The following is a 15,424-nucleotide window of genomic DNA, read 5'->3' as shown; positions in this document are numbered from 1 at the left end:
TCGTCAACGCCTGATAAGCGGTTGAACTTTATTATCAATAGCTTCTCGCGCACGGAAAATTCGTGAACGAACCGTGCCGACCGGACAATCCATGATAGCGGCTATCTCTTCATAGCTCAGACCATCAAGCTCCCGTAACGTAATTGCCATGCGTAAATCTTCCGGGAGTGACTCGATCGTGCGAAAAACAATTTGTCTCAGTTCTTCTGACAACATTAAGTTCTCAGGGTTCGAAATTTCTTTCAGCGCACCGCCACTTTCGAAGTTTTCGGCGTCGATAGCGTCTACATCACTGGACGGCGGACGACGACCCTGAGCAACCAGGTAATTCTTTGCCGTATTGACAGCAATACGGTACAGCCAGGTATAAAAAGCACTATCTCCCCGGAAAGATTCCAGCGCGCGATAGGCCTTAATAAAAGACTCTTGCACCACATCAGGTACATCACCTGACGGTACATAGCGGGAAACCAGACTCGCCACCTTATGCTGGTAGCGTACCACCAGTAGGTTAAAGGCTTTCTGATCTCCCTTCTGGACCCGTTCAACCAGGACCTGGTCCGTTAACTGCTCGCTCATCCGAGGTAATGTCTCCCCAAACCTAAATTCCACGCGTTATCGAAACGCCACTCTATAACTACCGCACTTTGAGCAAGCACCAGCTTAGAGTGTCTGATCTTCAATAAGTTCCGTAACGCCTTTGTTTTTGTTCATCGCGCCGCAGACCGTTCATTTTCTCTCATTATAAGTCTGTTCACGATACGCACCACTTTCTGACAAGAAACATCTTTTTCCCGCCAGAAGAGTAACGCAACACAGGCTTTATTTCACCACAAAATCTGACGCTAACGATCTGCTTCGCAAAATAATTTCATTTATTTACCCTTCGTTTACCCCTGCCTGTGCGTTTAGTCATTGCAACTTCCATTAAAAAAAACGTGCGATATCTCGCATTCAGGTGCTATTCTGCCCCAACACTGTTTAGTAAATTAAACAACAATCATGAACACAACACCTGAACTTCATTGTGATGTACTGATCATCGGCAGCGGCGCTGCCGGTCTCTCTCTGGCGCTGCGTCTGGCTGAACATCAGAACGTTATCGTTCTGAGCAAAGGCCCGATAAGTGAAGGCTCCACATTTTATGCTCAGGGCGGCATTGCCGCGGTATTTGACGAGACCGACAGCATTGCGTCACATGTGGAAGATACGCTGATTGCCGGGGCCGGGATCGTGGATGCGCACGCGGCAGAGTTTGTCGCCAGCAATGCCCGCCATTGCGTTCAGTGGCTTATCGATCAGGGTGTTTTATTCGATACTCAGGTTCAGCCCAACGGTGAAGAGAGCTACCACTTAACGCGTGAAGGCGGCCATAGCCACCGCCGCATCCTGCACGCCGCGGATGCTACCGGAAAAGAAGTGGAAACCACGCTGGTCAGCAAAGCGCTGAACCATCCTAACATCCGGGTCCTTGAGCGGAGCAACGCGGTTGATCTGATCATTTCCGACAAGATAGGCCTGCCCGGTACGCGTCGCGTGGTGGGAGCGTGGGTCTGGAACCGTAATAAAGAGAAGGTGGAAACCTGTCAGGCGAAGGCTGTGGTGTTGGCTACAGGTGGCGCCTCTAAGGTGTATCAGTACACCACGAATCCGGATATCGCTTCCGGGGACGGTATCGCTATGGCCTGGCGCGCCGGCTGCCGCGTGGCGAATCTCGAATTTAATCAGTTTCACCCCACCGCCCTGTTCCACCCTCAGGCGCGAAATTTCCTGCTGACGGAAGCCCTGCGCGGCGAAGGGGCTTATCTGAAACGCCCTGACGGTACCCGCTTTATGCCGGACTTTGACGCCCGCGGTGAACTGGCACCGCGTGATATTGTTGCCCGCGCCATCGACCACGAAATGAAGCGCCTTGGCGTGGACTGCATGTATCTCGATATCAGCCATAAGCCGGCAGAATTCATTCGCCAGCATTTCCCGATGATTTACGAAAAGCTGCTCAATCTTGGCATTGATTTAACCCGCGATCCGGTGCCCATTGTCCCGGCCGCCCACTATACCTGCGGCGGCGTGATGGTTGACGATCACGGACGCACTGATGTAGACGGTCTGTATGCTATTGGTGAGGTAAGCTATACCGGGCTACACGGCGCGAACCGTATGGCGTCTAACTCGCTGCTTGAATGTCTGGTGTACGGCTGGTCAGCGGCGGAGGACATCGCGAAGCGCATGCCTTACGCCCGTGAAACAGAGCGTTTACCGGCCTGGGATGAAAGCCGCGTGGAGAACCCGGACGAGCTGGTGGTGATCCAGCACAACTGGCACGAGCTGCGGCTGTTTATGTGGGACTACGTTGGGATTGTGCGCACCACGAAACGTCTGGAACGCGCGTTGCGCCGCATTACGATGCTGCAGCAGGAAATTGATGAATATTATGCCCATTTCCGCGTCTCCAACAATCTGCTGGAGCTGCGCAATCTGGTGCAGGTTGCCGAGCTGATTGTTCGCTGCGCGATGATGCGTAAAGAGAGCCGCGGTTTGCACTACACACTCGACTACCCGGATCGGCTTGCTGAGTCCGGCCCGTCGATACTCGCCCCGCAGGTTTACATAAATAAATAAAACGCCTGGGTCAGAGCCGTGTAATCTTCGGAATAACGCTGGTCTGGCCCACGGATCACCATACGGTCATTAAAACACTCACCCTTTTTTGGCGACAGCGCCAGCAGCACGCGGTGCGGCAATCGGCCTTCCGTATCAGAGATGTCAGTTCGCAAACGTAACGTCCAGCCGATCTCCTGCGCGGTAGCGATAAACGTGTTGCCCGTACTTTCTGGCAGCACCACGCAGAAAAAGCCCTCTTCTGAGATAAGTTCAGCCGCGTTGACGAGCAGCGCTTTGTGATCGAGTGAACCGGTATAGCGCGCCTGTTCACGCTCCGGTGTACCGCACTCCACGCCGGGTTCGTAGTAAGGGGGGTTGCTGACGATCAGATCGTAACGCGCCGTCTGCTCTGGCGCCCAGGCCAGCACGTCCGCGCACTTAACGGTTATCCGGTCAGCCCAGGGGGACTCGGCCGCGTTTTCACCCGCCTGCCCTGCGGCCTGCGCATCCAGCTCCACGGCATCAATCGTGACATGCTCTTCAGTACGCTGCGCCAGCATCAAGGCCACCAGCCCGCTGCCGGTACCGATATCAAGAATACGCTTAACACCTGCGACAGGTGCCCATGCTCCCAGTAAAATGCCGTCTGTACCGACTTTCATGGCACAGCGATCGTGAGCGACAAAAAATTGTTTAAACGTAAAACCATCGCGGCGCAGCTGCGCTTTGAGTTGAGACATGTCAGGGCAACCTTCTAAGTGAAACTGGAGTAGCATAGGGGAAAGCGAAGTGGCCGCAAAGCGATATCCATACAAACAGATGAAGATTACAGCCGTAACGTCTATAATCAGCGCCCCACACAGAGGTAGAACATGACTGTAACGACTTTTTCCGAACTTGAACTCGATGAAAGCCTGCTCGATGCTCTTGAGAGCAAAGGCTTTACACGCCCGACCGCCATTCAGGCAGCGGCCATTCCGCCTGCGCTTGAGGGCCGCGATGTGCTCGGTTCTGCGCCAACCGGCACGGGGAAGACAGCAGCCTATTTGCTGCCTGTGTTGCAGCACCTGCTCGACTTTCCACGTAAAAAATCTGGCCCGCCGCGTATTTTGATCCTGACGCCTACGCGCGAGCTGGCCATGCAGGTTGCCGATCACGCGCGTGAACTCGCGGCGAATACGCATCTGGATATCGCCACCATCACCGGCGGCGTTGCGTATATGAACCACGCCGAAGTGTTCAGCGAAAACCAGGACATCGTCGTCGCGACGACGGGCCGCCTGCTGCAGTATATTAAAGAAGAGAACTTCGACTGCCGCGCGGTAGAAACGCTGATCCTCGACGAAGCGGACCGCATGCTGGACATGGGCTTTGCGCAGGATATCGAGCATATTGCAGGTGAAACGCGCTGGCGTAACCAGACGATGCTGTTTTCTGCCACCCTTGAAGGGGATGCGATTAAAGACTTCGCAGAGCGTCTGCTGGAAGATCCGGTGGAAGTCTCTGCGACGCCATCCACGCGAGAGCGTAAAAAGATCCACCAGTGGTATTACCGTGCGGACAACCTTGAGCATAAGGTTGAGCTGCTCAAGCACCTGCTGAAGCAGGAAGACGCCACCCGCACTATCGTGTTTGTGCGTAAGCGCGAGCGCGTGCACGAGCTGGCTGAAATGCTGCGCAACGCCGGGATCAACAACTGCTATCTTGAAGGCGAGATGGCGCAGATCAAGCGTACCGAAGGCATTAAGCGCCTGACCGATGGCCGCGTTAACGTGCTGGTCGCAACAGACGTTGCCGCCCGCGGGATCGACATCCCTGACGTGAGCCACGTCATTAACTTCGATATGCCGCGCAGCGGAGATACCTACCTGCACCGCATTGGCCGTACCGGTCGCGCGGGCCGCAAAGGGATTGCAATTTCACTGGTTGAAGCGCATGACTACCTGCTGCTGCAGAAAATTGGCCGCTATGTTGACGAGCCGTTGAAAGCGCGCGTTATTGATGGCTTGCGCCCAACCACACGTGCGCCGAGTGAAAAAATGACGGGTAAACCGTCCAAGAAAGCGCTCGCGAAACGTGCTGAGAGAAAAGAGAAAGAAAAAGAGAAGCCGCGCGTGAAGCAGCGCCACCGCGATACCAAAAACATTGGTAAGCGTCGTAAGCCAAGCGCTGCCGCGCAGGAAATGAAGACTGAAGAGTAAGAAAAAGCCGGGGTAATCCCCGGCTTTTTTGTTCCCCCCCGTGGCTGAAGCCTTACAGGCTTTCAGTAAAGGTACGGGCGATAACGTCGCGCTGCTGTTCTGGAGTCAGTGAGTTAAAGCGAACCGCATAACCAGACACGCGGATAGTCAGCTGTGGGTATTTTTCCGGGTGCTCAACGGCATCCATCAGCGTTTCGCGGCGCAGCACGTTAACGTTCAGGTGCTGACCCCCTTCAACGCGCACTTCCGGCTGCACTTCCATTGGGATTTCACGGTATTCGATTTCGCCCAGTTTATTCACCGGTACGATTTCATCTTCAGCAAAACCCGCTTTCGCAACCACACAGCGCGCTTCATTTTTCTCGCTGTCCAGCAGCCAGAAAGAGTTGAGCAGATCGTCATTTGCCGCTTTGGTAATCTGGATACCTGTAATCATGTGTTGCCTCCCTTAGGCTACATTAACTGATGCTGGCCTTACGCGGCCAATTGGTAAAACCATTGTTTCTTGTGTGTATATATATCATTCACACCACGGCGATTTATTGATTTAAATCAACAAAAACACCAACCACATAAAGTGTGTGGTTTGAATTTATTGCTTTAGATCAATTTCATACCCCGATCAACTCAACTTAACCTGCATCATTTCAAAATAAATTTAACGACTTAGCACGCATTTCAGCGCGCAATTTTGCTCACAAGCGTTAAACAGGTAAGCTAATGACAGATTGAGATTCGCAGGAGAGCGACATGACGACACCTTTAACCTGGCATGACGTGCTGGCAGAAGAAAAGCAGCAGCCTTATTTTATCAATACGCTCAGTACCGTTGCCGCTGAGCGTCAGTCCGGGCAAACGATTTATCCGCCGCAAAAAGATGTATTCAACGCGTTTCGCTATACCGAGTTGAGCGATGTGAAAGTCGTCATTCTGGGCCAGGATCCCTATCACGGCCCTGGGCAGGCGCACGGGCTGGCATTTTCCGTACGCCCAGGCGTGGCGATCCCCCCTTCTCTGCTCAACATGTATAAAGAGCTTGAGGGAACCGTGCCCGGGTTTACCCGCCCCAACCACGGATATCTGGAAAGCTGGGCGCGCCAGGGCGTGCTGTTATTGAACACGGTGCTCACCGTACGGGCGGGCCAGGCGCACTCGCACGCCAGCCTAGGGTGGGAAACCTTTACCGATAAAGTTATCAGCCTTATCAACGAGCATCGTGAAGGGGTCGTGTTTTTACTCTGGGGTTCTCACGCGCAGAAGAAAGGGGCAATTATCGATCGTCAGCGTCATCACGTGTTGAAGGCACCGCACCCGTCACCGCTTTCTGCCCATCGCGGTTTCTTTGGCAGTAATCATTTTGTTCTGGCAAATGAATGGCTGGAAAAACGTGGCGAAACGCCAATTGACTGGATGCCTGTGTTACCGGCAGAGAGCGAGTAGGGTTTGAATGTGCCGGGTCAGGCCCGGCACATAAGAGACTTATGCCTTATTCTGACGCCACCACTCGGCCAGCAGCACGCCGGTCGCAACGGATACGTTCAGACTTTCCACATTGCCCGTCCCGTCGATGGAGACGCTCAGATCCGAACTGGAGAGCGCCGCATCAGACAGACCATCGCGTTCCTGACCCAACACCAGCACCATCTTGCGCGGCAGCGTCGCTTTAAACAGCGGCGTACCGGCATGGCTGGATGTGGTCACGATGGAATAGCCCGCTTTACGGAACTGCTCGAGGGCATCCAGAACGCTGTCGCCGGTGATCGGCTGTACGTGCTCGGCTCCGCCTTCCGCAGTACGGATCGCGGCGCCGGATTCCAGCAGCGCGGCATCCTGCAGCAGCACGCCCTTCACGCCAAAATGCGCGCAGCTGCGCATCATTGCGCCCAGGTTGTGCGGGTTGCCCACGTCTTCCAGCGCCAGCACGCAGTCATCGGCATCTGCCTGGCTGACCCACTGCTGAACTGTCGTGCCGTTACGTTTTTTAATCAGGAAGCAGACGCCGCCGTGGTGCTCGGTACCGGACGCTTTTGTCAGTTCAGCATCATCAACCACGTGGTAGGCTTTGCGGTTCGCCGCCATCCAGCGCAGCGCTTCTTTAAAGCGCGGGGTCACGCTCTGGATAAACCAGGCACGGACGATACACTCAGGACGGCTCTGGAACAGCGCCTGGCAGGCATTCTCGCCATATACGCGGGTCTCTTCCGCGCGCTGACGACGCAGCACTTCCGGGTCGATAAAGCTTTTACCGCTGATACCGCCGTGATCGGCTTTTTCCGGCGTCTCATCGCCTGGGGCGCGAGAAACGGTGCGCCACGGAGAGGCGTTATCACGTGAGAAGTCATCACGCGGACGGTCATCGCGCTTGCGATCGTCACGCTTGCGGTCATCACGTTTGCGGTCATCACCGCGGTTATTTCTGTCATCGCGGGCGGGGCGACGGCCACCGTCTGCACGAGAGGACGCTGGACGCCCGCCACCTTTTCCGGTACGCGGATTTTGGGTGCGTTTATCAGAGTCATCATCACTGCGGACATACATCACTTTGACCTTGCCGCTTTTGTTTTTCATTTCGTCGTTCATGCTTTTCTCCACCAGCGCTGCGCGAAGCGCGCAGATTACCCGATGTGCCAGCGCATAGCCATAATTTCGTACAAAAGCCTGTGACTATTGTTCCCATTGAATAAAACGCATTGTCGTTTCATACAGGCTCACTGATAATATGTAACATATCAGAAACATTATCGGCGTTCTGCCGCTGTCCCACGGCTCTATCAGAGGTTAGTTATGAATACCGTATGTGCCAACTGTCAGGCTTTAAACCGCATTCCGGACAATCGGATGGATGACGGTGCGAAATGCGGACGTTGTGGCCATGAATTGTTTGATGGCGATGTCATTAACGCGACGGGTGCTACGCTGGACAAACTCCTCAAGGACGATCTCCCGGTGGTGGTCGATTTCTGGGCGCCATGGTGCGGTCCGTGCCGCAGCTTCGCGCCAATCTTCGAAGATGTGGCCGAAGAGCGCAGCGGAAAAATGCGGTTCGTTAAGGTTAATACCGAGACCGAACGTGAGTTAAGCGCACGTTTTCGTATTCGCAGTATCCCGACCATCATGATTTTCAAAAATGGTGAAGTGATCGATATGCTCAACGGTGCGGTTCCAAAAGCACCTTTTGATAGCTGGTTAAACGAATCGCTGTAACATTCCCGGGGCACACCTTGTGCCCCGTTCCCGCCTCTGCGAAAATAGGGTTTTTCCTCCATTTCGCCCATGACTGATAACGCTGTCCTTAAATTACGCGCCGAACGCCTTGCGCGCGCGACTCGCCCCTTTCTTGCACGTGGCAATCGCATACGTCGCTGTCAGCGCTGCCTGCTGCCGCTGAAGGTGTGTCTGTGCGAGACGCTGGCCCCAAGTACTGCGGAGAGCCGCTTTTGTCTGGTCATGTTCGATACCGAACCGATGAAGCCCAGCAATACGGGGCGTCTTATTGCCGATATTCTGCCGGATACCGCCGCGTTTCAGTGGTCGCGCACTGAGCCACCTCAGGCTCTGCTCGACCTGGTGGCAAGCCCGGACTACCAGCCGATGGTGGTTTTCCCGGCATCTTATGCGGGAGAACAGCGTCAGGTCCTTACCGCGCCGCCATCAGGGAAACCACCGCTGTTTATTATGCTGGACGGTACCTGGACCGAAGCGCGGAAAATGTTTCGCAAAAGCCCTTACCTCGACGCTCTGCCGGTTATTTCTGTCGATCTTTCCCGCGTCTCGGCCTACCGCCTGCGCGAAGCGCATGCTGACGGGCAATACTGCACTGCCGAAGTAGCTATTGCGCTACTGGATTTAGCAGGAGATACCGCTGCAGCTGGTGCCCTGGGCAACCATTTCTCATGCTTCCGGGAGCGCTATCTGGCGGGAAAAACCGTTCATAAGGGCAGCATCACAGCAACGGAGACAGAAAGCGTTTAAAATCATCAGGTCGCTTGCATTCACAGGAGGCCTGCATGAGCCAGAGAGGGTTAGAAGCGCTACTCCGTCCTAAATCCATTGCCGTCATCGGCGCATCAATGAAACCGGATCGTGCAGGCTATCTGATGATGCGCAACCTGCTGGCCGGAGGATTTAACGGTCCCGTTATGCCCGTCACGCCGTCTTATAAGGCCGTTCAGGGCGTGCTTGCCTGGCCGGACGTGGAGAGCCTGCCTTTCGTACCGGATCTCGCCGTTCTGTGTACAAACGCCAAACGCAATCCGGAACTGCTGGAGTCACTCGGCAAGAAAGGGTGTAAAACCTGCATTATTCTCTCGTCTCCGCCTGAACAGCAGCCCGAACTGCTGGCCTGCGCCAGCCGCTATCAGATGCGTATTCTCGGGCCGAACAGCCTGGGTCTGCTCGCGCCCTGGCAGGGGCTGAACGCCAGCTTCTCCCCGGTGCCGATCCGTAAAGGCAAGCTGGCATTTATCTCGCAGTCGGCTGCGGTCTCAAACACCATCCTTGACTGGGCGCAGCAGCGTGAAATGGGATTCTCCTACTTCATTGCTCTGGGCGACAGCCTGGATATTGACGTTGACGAACTGCTGGATTTCCTGGCGCGAGACAGCAAAACTAGCGCAATCCTCCTTTATCTTGAGCACCTGAGCGACGCCCGTCGTTTTGTTTCCGCTTCGCGTAGCGCATCGCGCAATAAACCGATCCTCGTTATCAAAAGCGGTCGTAGCCCTGCGGCGCAGCGTCTGCTGCAGTCTCATTCCGGTATGGATCCGGCCTGGGATGCTGCCATTCAGCGCGCGGGGTTGCTGCGGGTGCAGGATACACACGAGCTTTTTTCCGCCGTTGAGACGTTGAGCCACATGCGTCCGCTGCGCGGCGAGAAGTTAATGATTGTCAGCAATGGCGCGGCCCCTGCCGCGCTGGCGCTGGATGAGCTTTGGCTGCGTAACGGCAAGCTGGCCACGCTGGGTGAAGAGACGCTGCAACGCCTCAGAGAGGCGCTTCCGGCAAGCGTGACGCCCGGCAATCCGCTTGATTTGCGCGATGATGCCAGCAGCGATCGCTATATCAGGGCAATCTCCATTTTGCTGGACAGCCAGGATTTCGATGCGCTGATGATTATCCACTCCCCCAGTGCGGCCGCGCCGGGCAGTGAAAGCGCGCGGGCGCTGATTGAGGCGGTACGAAATCATCCGCGCGGCAAATATGTCACCCTGCTGACCAACTGGTGCGGTGAGTTTTCCTCTCAGGAGGCGCGACGCTTGTTCAGTGAAGCCGGACTGCCCACCTACCGCACGCCGGAAGGCACCATCACGGCATTTATGCATATGGTGGAATATCGCCGCAACCAGAAACAGCTGCGTGAGACACCGGCTTTGCCCGGAAACCTGACGGCGAACACCGTCGACGTTCATCGGCTGTTACAGCAGGCCATTGAAGAAGGCGCGACCTCGCTTGATACGCATGAAGTGCAGCCCATACTGGGCAGCTACGGGATGCAAACTCTGCCAACCTGGATCGCCAGCGACAGCGCTGAGGCCGTACATATAGCCGAACAGATTGGCTACCCGGTCGCCCTTAAGCTTCGTTCCCCCGATATCCCGCATAAGTCTGACGTTCAGGGGGTCATGTTGTACCTGCGTACGGCAACGGAGGTGCAGCAGGCAGCCGATGCCATTTTCGATCGTGTCAAAATGGCCTGGCCGCAGGCTCGGATCCACGGACTGCTGGTGCAAAGCATGGCTCACCGCGCGGGCGCCCAGGAACTGCGGGTGGTGGTTGAACACGATCCCGTCTTCGGCCCGCTCATTATGCTGGGGGAAGGCGGCGTTGAGTGGCGTCCAGAGGAACAGGCCGCGGTGGCGCTACCGCCGCTGAACATGAATCTGGCGCGCTATCTGATCATTCAGGCGATTAAAAGCAAAAAGATCCGGGGCCGCAGCGCCCTGCGTCCGCTCGATATTGCCGGGTTGAGTCAGTTCCTGGTGCAGGTGTCTAACCTGGTTGTAGATTGTGCGGAGATCCAGCGGCTGGATATCCATCCGCTGCTCGCCTCCGGCACTGAGTTTACGGCGCTGGACGTAACGCTGGATATCGCGCCATTTGAAGGGGACAGAGAGAGCCGCCTGGCGATCCGTCCGTATCCTCTGCAGCTGGAGGAGTGGGTCGAGATGAAGAATGGGGAGCGCGCCCTGTTCCGCCCTATTCTGCCGGAAGATGAACCGCAGCTGCGTGCCTTTATTTCTCAGGTTACGAAAGAAGATCTCTATTATCGCTACTTTAGCGAAATCAACGAATTTACCCACGATGATTTAGCCAATATGACCCAGATCGACTACGATCGAGAGATGGCGTTTGTCGCCGTTCGACGTTCCGATCGGGGCGATGAGATCCTCGGCGTGACGCGCGCAATTTCTGATCCGGATAACATTGACGCGGAATTTGCTGTGCTGGTGCGCTCCGATCTTAAAGGCCTGGGTCTGGGCAGACGACTGCTGGAAAAACTCATCAGTTATACGCGAGATCACGGATTGTTACGCCTGAATGGCATTACTATGCCGAACAATCGCGGTATGGTGACCCTGGCGCGAAAACTCGGATTTGAGGTTGATATTCAGCTGGACGAAGGTATTGTCGCCTTATCCCTCGGCCTGACACCGGCAGACAAACCCGAGTAAGCTACTGGAAATGTTACCCACTTTGGACGGGACTGGTGGTATCATTGTCCGCTTATGTTGTTTGCATGGTACAGACAACCCTTCAATGAACAGAGAAGAAACGCACTGTGATGTTGTCAAAATTTAAGCGTAATAAACATCAACAACACCTTGCTCAACTACCGAAGATTTCTCAGTCAGTTGATGATGTAGAGTTCTTTTACGCTCCCGCTCATTTTCGGGAGACGCTTCTGGAAAAGATTGCCAGTGCCACGCGACGCATTTGCATTGTGGCCCTGTATCTTGAACAAGATGAAGGCGGGCGCGCGATCCTGAACGCGCTCTATGAAGCCAAGCGTCAGCGTCCGGAACTGGATGTTCGCGTGCTGGTTGACTGGCATCGCGCCCAGCGTGGCCGTATTGGCGCGGCCGCTTCAAACACCAATGCAGACTGGTATTGCCGCACGGCGCAGGAAAATCCTGGCGTCGATGTACCTGTTTATGGCGTCCCGGTGAATACCCGCGAAGCGCTCGGCGTCCTTCATTTTAAAGGATTCATCATCGATGACAGCGTGCTTTACAGCGGCGCAAGCCTCAATGATGTCTACCTTCATCAGCTCGATAAATATCGCTACGACCGTTACCATCTGATTCGTAATCCTCAGATGGCCGATATCATGTTTAACTGGGTTGATAAAAACCTGGTACATGGCCGTGGCGTTAATCGCCTTGACGATCCCGAGCGCCCTAAGAGCCCGGAAATCAAAAACGATGTTCGCGCCTTCCGCCAGGAGCTGCGCGATGCTGTTTACCATTTTCAGGGCGACGCTAACAACGAAGAGTTATCCGTTACCCCGCTGGTTGGGCTTGGCAAATCAAGCCTGCTGAATAAAACGATCTTCCATCTGATGCCGTGCGCGGAGCAAAAGCTCACCATCTGCACGCCGTACTTTAACCTTCCTGCCGTACTGGTGCGTAATATCATTCAGCTGCTGCGCGATGGTAAAAAAGTGGAAATTATCGTCGGGGATAAAACGGCGAACGACTTCTTCATTCCTGAAGATCAGCCGTTCAAAATCATCGGTGCGCTGCCTTATCTTTATGAAATTAACCTGCGCCGCTTCCTCAGCCGTTTACAGTATTACGTCAACACTGACCAGCTGGTTGTGCGTCTGTGGAAAGATGAAGACAACAGTTACCATCTGAAAGGTATGTGGGTCGACGATGAGTGGATGCTGCTGACCGGTAACAACCTGAACCCGCGCGCGTGGAGACTGGATCTGGAAAACGCAATCCTGATCCATGACCCGCAGCATGAGTTAGCCGCACAGCGTGAGCGTGAACTGGAGTTGATTCGCACGCACACCACGGTGGTTAATCATTATCGCGAGCTGCAGAGCATTGCCGATTATCCGGTGAAAGTTCGCAAGCTGATTCGCCGCTTGCGTCGTATCCGTATTGACCGACTTATTAGCCGAATTCTGTAATGTCCAGGCCCTGTTACCCGCAGGGCTTTTTTATGGAGCCCGTTGATGCGTATTCCTCTGTTACTGAGCGTTTTCTTTCTGACTGGCTGCAGTCATATGGCCAATGATAGCTGGTCCGGTCAGGACAAAGCACAACACTTCCTCGCTTCCGCTATGCTGTCTGCAGCCGGTAATGAGTACGCGCAGCATCAGGGATACAGCCGGGACCGTAGCGCGGCGATAGGGTTGATATTCTCAGTGGGCCTTGGGGCATCAAAAGAACTTTGGGATAGCCGCCCCGCAGGGAGCGGCTGGAGCTGGAAAGATTTCGCCTGGGACGTAGCCGGCGCAACAACCGGCTACGCCGTCTGGCAGATGGCACATTATTAAAGGCGGATACCTTTTCCTTTGCGATGCAGCATCAGCGAGACAATAAACGCCAGCGCTCCCATTACGGTGACATACCAGAAGAAGGTCGTTTCACTGCCCCACGACTTAAGCGATAGCGCGACATACTCTGCCGAACCGCCAAACAAGGCATTCGCGACCGCATAAGAGAGGCCAACACCCAGCGCCCTCACCTGTGCGGGAAACATTTCCGCCTTCAAAATGCCGCTGATTGCCGTGTAAAAACTGATAATAATGAGTGCCACCATGATCAGCGCGAAAGCGGCATACGGCGACGTTGTCTGCTGTAGCGCAGTCAAAAGCGGAACGGTACCCAGGGTGAGCATGCCGCCAAAGATCAGCATGGAGGTGCGGCGACCTATTTTGTCCGACAGCGCGCCGACAATCGGCTGGATAAGCATAAAGACGAGTAACGCCACCGTCATGACGACGCTCGCAACGTTTGCATGCATGCCCGTGGTGTTAACCAGATATTTTTGCATGTAGGTGGTAAAGGTATAGAAACTTAGCGAGCCCGCGGCGGTAAAACCTAACACCATCAAAAATGCTTTGCGGTTTCGCCAGAGCCCCTTCATCGAGCCCGCCTCTTTCAGCGCCCTGACCTCCTGTTGAGAGGTTTCATCAAGCTGACGGCGTAGCCACAGGGCGACAACCGCCAGGGCAGCGCCCATAGCAAACGGGATGCGCCAGCCCCAGGCGTGCAGATCTTCATCGCTAAGGATTTGTTGCAGGATCACCACAACCAGTAATGCCAGCAGCTGTCCGCCAATGAGGGTCACATACTGGAATGATGCATAGAAACCTTTTCGGCCTTCAACCGCCACTTCGCTCATGTATGTCGCACTGGTGCCGTATTCCCCACCGACCGACAGCCCCTGGAACAGACGTGCCAGCAGCAGCAACGCGGGTGCCCATGTTCCGATAGTGTCATATCCGGGCAGGCAGGCAATCACCAGCGAGCCGACGCACATCATGCATACGGAGATGAGCATGGAGGTCTTGCGCCCTTTTCTGTCTGCGATCCTGCCGAACAGCCATCCACCGATAGGGCGCATCAGGAACCCGGCGGCAAAAACGCCTGCGGTTTGCAGAAGCTGAGTGGTGGTATTCCCGGACGGGAAAAAGATATGCGCAAAGTAGAGTGAACAGAATGAATAGACGTAAAAGTCAAACCACTCTACGAGGTTCCCCGAGGAGGCCCCAACGATTGCCCAAACCCGACGACGGGTATCCTTACCTGCCAAATTGGTGTTATCCGTATCTGCACTGGCTACGGTTTCTGTCATTTTAAAATCCTCTGTCTCACATTGCGGGCCATTGCCCACAAACAGTAAAACCGGATTTAAAACGAATCGTTAGGTAAATAAAATGTTTCCAATATGTTTCATTACGTTTTGTGAACTCGATCAGGTATCGAATTATTAGCGGACGTAGTAATTATCCCCACTTCTGCTGATGCGCCTTTTTTCGCTGCAAATAATCTTCATCTGCACGAATTTTATCCCACCATTTTTTGAAGACCGCGGCGGCTTCGGCTTTTACGGGATCGCAATCCAGCGGTTTTACCTGGCGCTTCTCATCGTACTTTTTACCGCCTTTATGATTGGCGTATCGCCTGGCGCGCGTATAGCCCATCTGAATGAATTTACGCGCCATATCCATACCCACAAAGTCGTTTTGCTGACGATATTCTTCAAACAGGGCGTAAATTTCTTTTGCCGATCGCGCTGCAACTTCAGCATCTTTGTATCGCCAGTGCGGAAGGATCTCGCTTTTATAAGGTTCCACCATGAGCACACCCTGCTCTCCCCGCCCCACCTGATACAGCTCTGCATGGTCACGGAAATTAATGTTGGCAAAATCTTTTTGGTAATCAAAGGGACGTGTCAAAGCGGCACCATTGTTAAAATCGTTTTAACAATTGTAGGCACGGTCAGGCGAAGCCGCCACCTGGTATTTCCGGCGCACAAAGCAAAAAACCCCGCACCTTACGGTACGGGGTTCTTCTTGATTGATGCCTGGCAGTTCCCTACTCTCACATGGGGAGACCCCACACTACCATCGGCGCTACGGCGTTTCACTTCTGAGTTCGGCA

15 protein-coding genes are annotated in these 15,424 nt (G+C 54.5%); 8 read left to right on the top strand and 7 right to left on the bottom strand.

The genetic code is table 11. From position 1 onward, the window contains the following. Positions 1–3 precede the first annotated feature (3 nt). On the bottom strand, positions 4–579 hold the full coding sequence (gene rpoE, locus IM291_RS06320; RefSeq protein ID WP_028014102.1) for an RNA polymerase sigma factor RpoE: 576 nt from the start codon (positions 577–579) through the stop codon (positions 4–6). Continuing rightward, positions 576–659, bottom strand: a complete 84-nt coding sequence (rseD, locus tag IM291_RS22085; RefSeq protein WP_231940818.1) for a rpoE leader peptide RseD — start codon at positions 657–659, stop codon at positions 576–578. The genes rpoE and rseD overlap by 4 nt, the downstream gene beginning before the upstream one ends. Positions 660–1,002: 343 nt before the next feature. Here rseD and nadB point away from each other — a divergent pair, with 343 nt between their 5' ends. Continuing rightward, positions 1,003–2,622, top strand: a complete 1,620-nt coding sequence (nadB, locus tag IM291_RS06310) for an L-aspartate oxidase (protein WP_045260165.1) — start codon at positions 1,003–1,005, stop codon at positions 2,620–2,622. Here the strand turns inward: nadB and IM291_RS06305 are convergent. Next, complete coding sequence (locus IM291_RS06305; RefSeq protein ID WP_192986392.1) at positions 2,607–3,344, bottom strand: tRNA1(Val) (adenine(37)-N6)-methyltransferase; 738 nt, start codon at positions 3,342–3,344, stop codon at positions 2,607–2,609. The genes nadB and IM291_RS06305 overlap by 16 nt on opposite strands. Before the next feature lie 132 nt (positions 3,345–3,476). Between IM291_RS06305 and srmB the strand changes: the two genes are divergently transcribed. After that, a complete protein-coding gene (srmB, locus tag IM291_RS06300; protein WP_192986390.1) occupies positions 3,477–4,805 on the top strand; it encodes an ATP-dependent RNA helicase SrmB in 1,329 nt (442 codons plus the stop codon). 52 nt (positions 4,806–4,857) lie between these two features. Here srmB and grcA read toward each other — a convergent pair whose 3' ends face one another. Next, the gene (gene grcA, locus IM291_RS06295) at positions 4,858–5,241 is read right to left on the bottom strand and encodes an autonomous glycyl radical cofactor GrcA (protein WP_006176733.1); all 384 of its coding nucleotides are present in this window, start codon (positions 5,239–5,241) and stop codon (positions 4,858–4,860) included. Between the two features lie 314 nt (positions 5,242–5,555). Between grcA and ung the strand changes: the two genes are divergently transcribed. Beyond that, positions 5,556–6,245, top strand: coding sequence for a uracil-DNA glycosylase (gene ung, locus IM291_RS06290; protein WP_023333064.1), 690 nt, complete (start codon positions 5,556–5,558; stop codon positions 6,243–6,245). A 39-nt stretch (positions 6,246–6,284) separates the two neighbouring features. On the opposite strand, the gene IM291_RS06285 is transcribed toward ung, so the two are convergent. Beyond that, a complete protein-coding gene (locus IM291_RS06285; protein WP_041908658.1) occupies positions 6,285–7,385 on the bottom strand; it encodes a tRNA/rRNA methyltransferase in 1,101 nt (366 codons plus the stop codon). A 204-nt stretch (positions 7,386–7,589) separates the two neighbouring features. Between IM291_RS06285 and trxC the strand changes: the two genes are divergently transcribed. The 5 genes from trxC (at position 7,590) to IM291_RS06260 (ending at position 13,311) form a co-directional block, all read left to right on the top strand. Continuing rightward, entirely contained in the window at positions 7,590–8,009 is a 420-nt protein-coding gene (trxC, locus tag IM291_RS06280) for a thioredoxin TrxC (RefSeq protein ID WP_192986388.1), read from the top strand. A gap of 69 nt (positions 8,010–8,078) precedes the next feature. Next, on the top strand, positions 8,079–8,777 hold the full coding sequence (gene tapT / locus IM291_RS06275; RefSeq protein WP_045260163.1) for a tRNA-uridine aminocarboxypropyltransferase: 699 nt from the start codon (positions 8,079–8,081) through the stop codon (positions 8,775–8,777). A 35-nt stretch (positions 8,778–8,812) separates the two neighbouring features. Beyond that, positions 8,813–11,476, top strand: a complete 2,664-nt coding sequence (gene pat / locus IM291_RS06270; protein WP_041908654.1) for a protein lysine acetyltransferase — start codon at positions 8,813–8,815, stop codon at positions 11,474–11,476. A gap of 110 nt (positions 11,477–11,586) precedes the next feature. Then, the gene (gene pssA / locus IM291_RS06265; protein WP_023331103.1) at positions 11,587–12,942 is read left to right on the top strand and encodes a CDP-diacylglycerol--serine O-phosphatidyltransferase; all 1,356 of its coding nucleotides are present in this window, start codon (positions 11,587–11,589) and stop codon (positions 12,940–12,942) included. Between the two features lie 45 nt (positions 12,943–12,987). Further along, positions 12,988–13,311, top strand: a complete 324-nt coding sequence (locus IM291_RS06260) for a YfiM family lipoprotein (protein WP_192986386.1) — start codon at positions 12,988–12,990, stop codon at positions 13,309–13,311. On the opposite strand, the gene IM291_RS06255 is transcribed toward IM291_RS06260, so the two are convergent. Both IM291_RS06255 and IM291_RS06250 read right to left on the bottom strand, forming a co-directional pair. Then, positions 13,308–14,615 (bottom strand): MFS transporter, encoded by a 1,308-nt coding sequence (locus IM291_RS06255; protein ID WP_041908648.1) that lies wholly within the window; start codon positions 14,613–14,615, stop codon positions 13,308–13,310. The two genes, IM291_RS06260 and IM291_RS06255, sit on opposite strands and share 4 nt — an antisense overlap. Before the next feature lie 151 nt (positions 14,616–14,766). Continuing rightward, positions 14,767–15,219, bottom strand: a complete 453-nt coding sequence (locus IM291_RS06250; protein WP_041908646.1) for a DUF4385 domain-containing protein — start codon at positions 15,217–15,219, stop codon at positions 14,767–14,769. Between the last annotated feature and the right edge of the window lie 205 nt (positions 15,220–15,424).

The sequence above is a fragment of the Enterobacter cloacae complex sp. P27C genome (genome assembly GCF_014895705.1).
In the GTDB taxonomy this organism is placed as follows: domain Bacteria; phylum Pseudomonadota; class Gammaproteobacteria; order Enterobacterales; family Enterobacteriaceae; genus Enterobacter; species Enterobacter bugandensis.
This window is presented reverse-complemented; position numbering and strand designations above follow the sequence as displayed.

What these genes read in the sequence shown, in the direction of transcription:
- tapT (WP_045260163.1), top strand. Translation starts at nt 8,079, where the DNA reads ATGACTGATAACGCTGTCCTTAAATTACGCGCCGAACGCCTTGCGCGC.
- rpoE (WP_028014102.1), bottom strand. Translation starts at nt 579, where the DNA reads ATGAGCGAGCAGTTAACGGACCAGGTCCTGGTTGAACGGGTCCAGAAG.
- pssA (WP_023331103.1), top strand. Translation starts at nt 11,587, where the DNA reads ATGTTGTCAAAATTTAAGCGTAATAAACATCAACAACACCTTGCTCAA.
- srmB (WP_192986390.1), top strand. Translation starts at nt 3,477, where the DNA reads ATGACTGTAACGACTTTTTCCGAACTTGAACTCGATGAAAGCCTGCTC.
- IM291_RS06255 (WP_041908648.1), bottom strand. Translation starts at nt 14,615, where the DNA reads ATGACAGAAACCGTAGCCAGTGCAGATACGGATAACACCAATTTGGCA.
- IM291_RS06285 (WP_041908658.1), bottom strand. Translation starts at nt 7,385, where the DNA reads ATGAACGACGAAATGAAAAACAAAAGCGGCAAGGTCAAAGTGATGTAT.
- pat (WP_041908654.1), top strand. Translation starts at nt 8,813, where the DNA reads ATGAGCCAGAGAGGGTTAGAAGCGCTACTCCGTCCTAAATCCATTGCC.
- IM291_RS06305 (WP_192986392.1), bottom strand. Translation starts at nt 3,344, where the DNA reads ATGTCTCAACTCAAAGCGCAGCTGCGCCGCGATGGTTTTACGTTTAAA.
- grcA (WP_006176733.1), bottom strand. Translation starts at nt 5,241, where the DNA reads ATGATTACAGGTATCCAGATTACCAAAGCGGCAAATGACGATCTGCTC.
- trxC (WP_192986388.1), top strand. Translation starts at nt 7,590, where the DNA reads ATGAATACCGTATGTGCCAACTGTCAGGCTTTAAACCGCATTCCGGAC.
- nadB (WP_045260165.1), top strand. Translation starts at nt 1,003, where the DNA reads ATGAACACAACACCTGAACTTCATTGTGATGTACTGATCATCGGCAGC.
- IM291_RS06260 (WP_192986386.1), top strand. Translation starts at nt 12,988, where the DNA reads ATGCGTATTCCTCTGTTACTGAGCGTTTTCTTTCTGACTGGCTGCAGT.
- ung (WP_023333064.1), top strand. Translation starts at nt 5,556, where the DNA reads ATGACGACACCTTTAACCTGGCATGACGTGCTGGCAGAAGAAAAGCAG.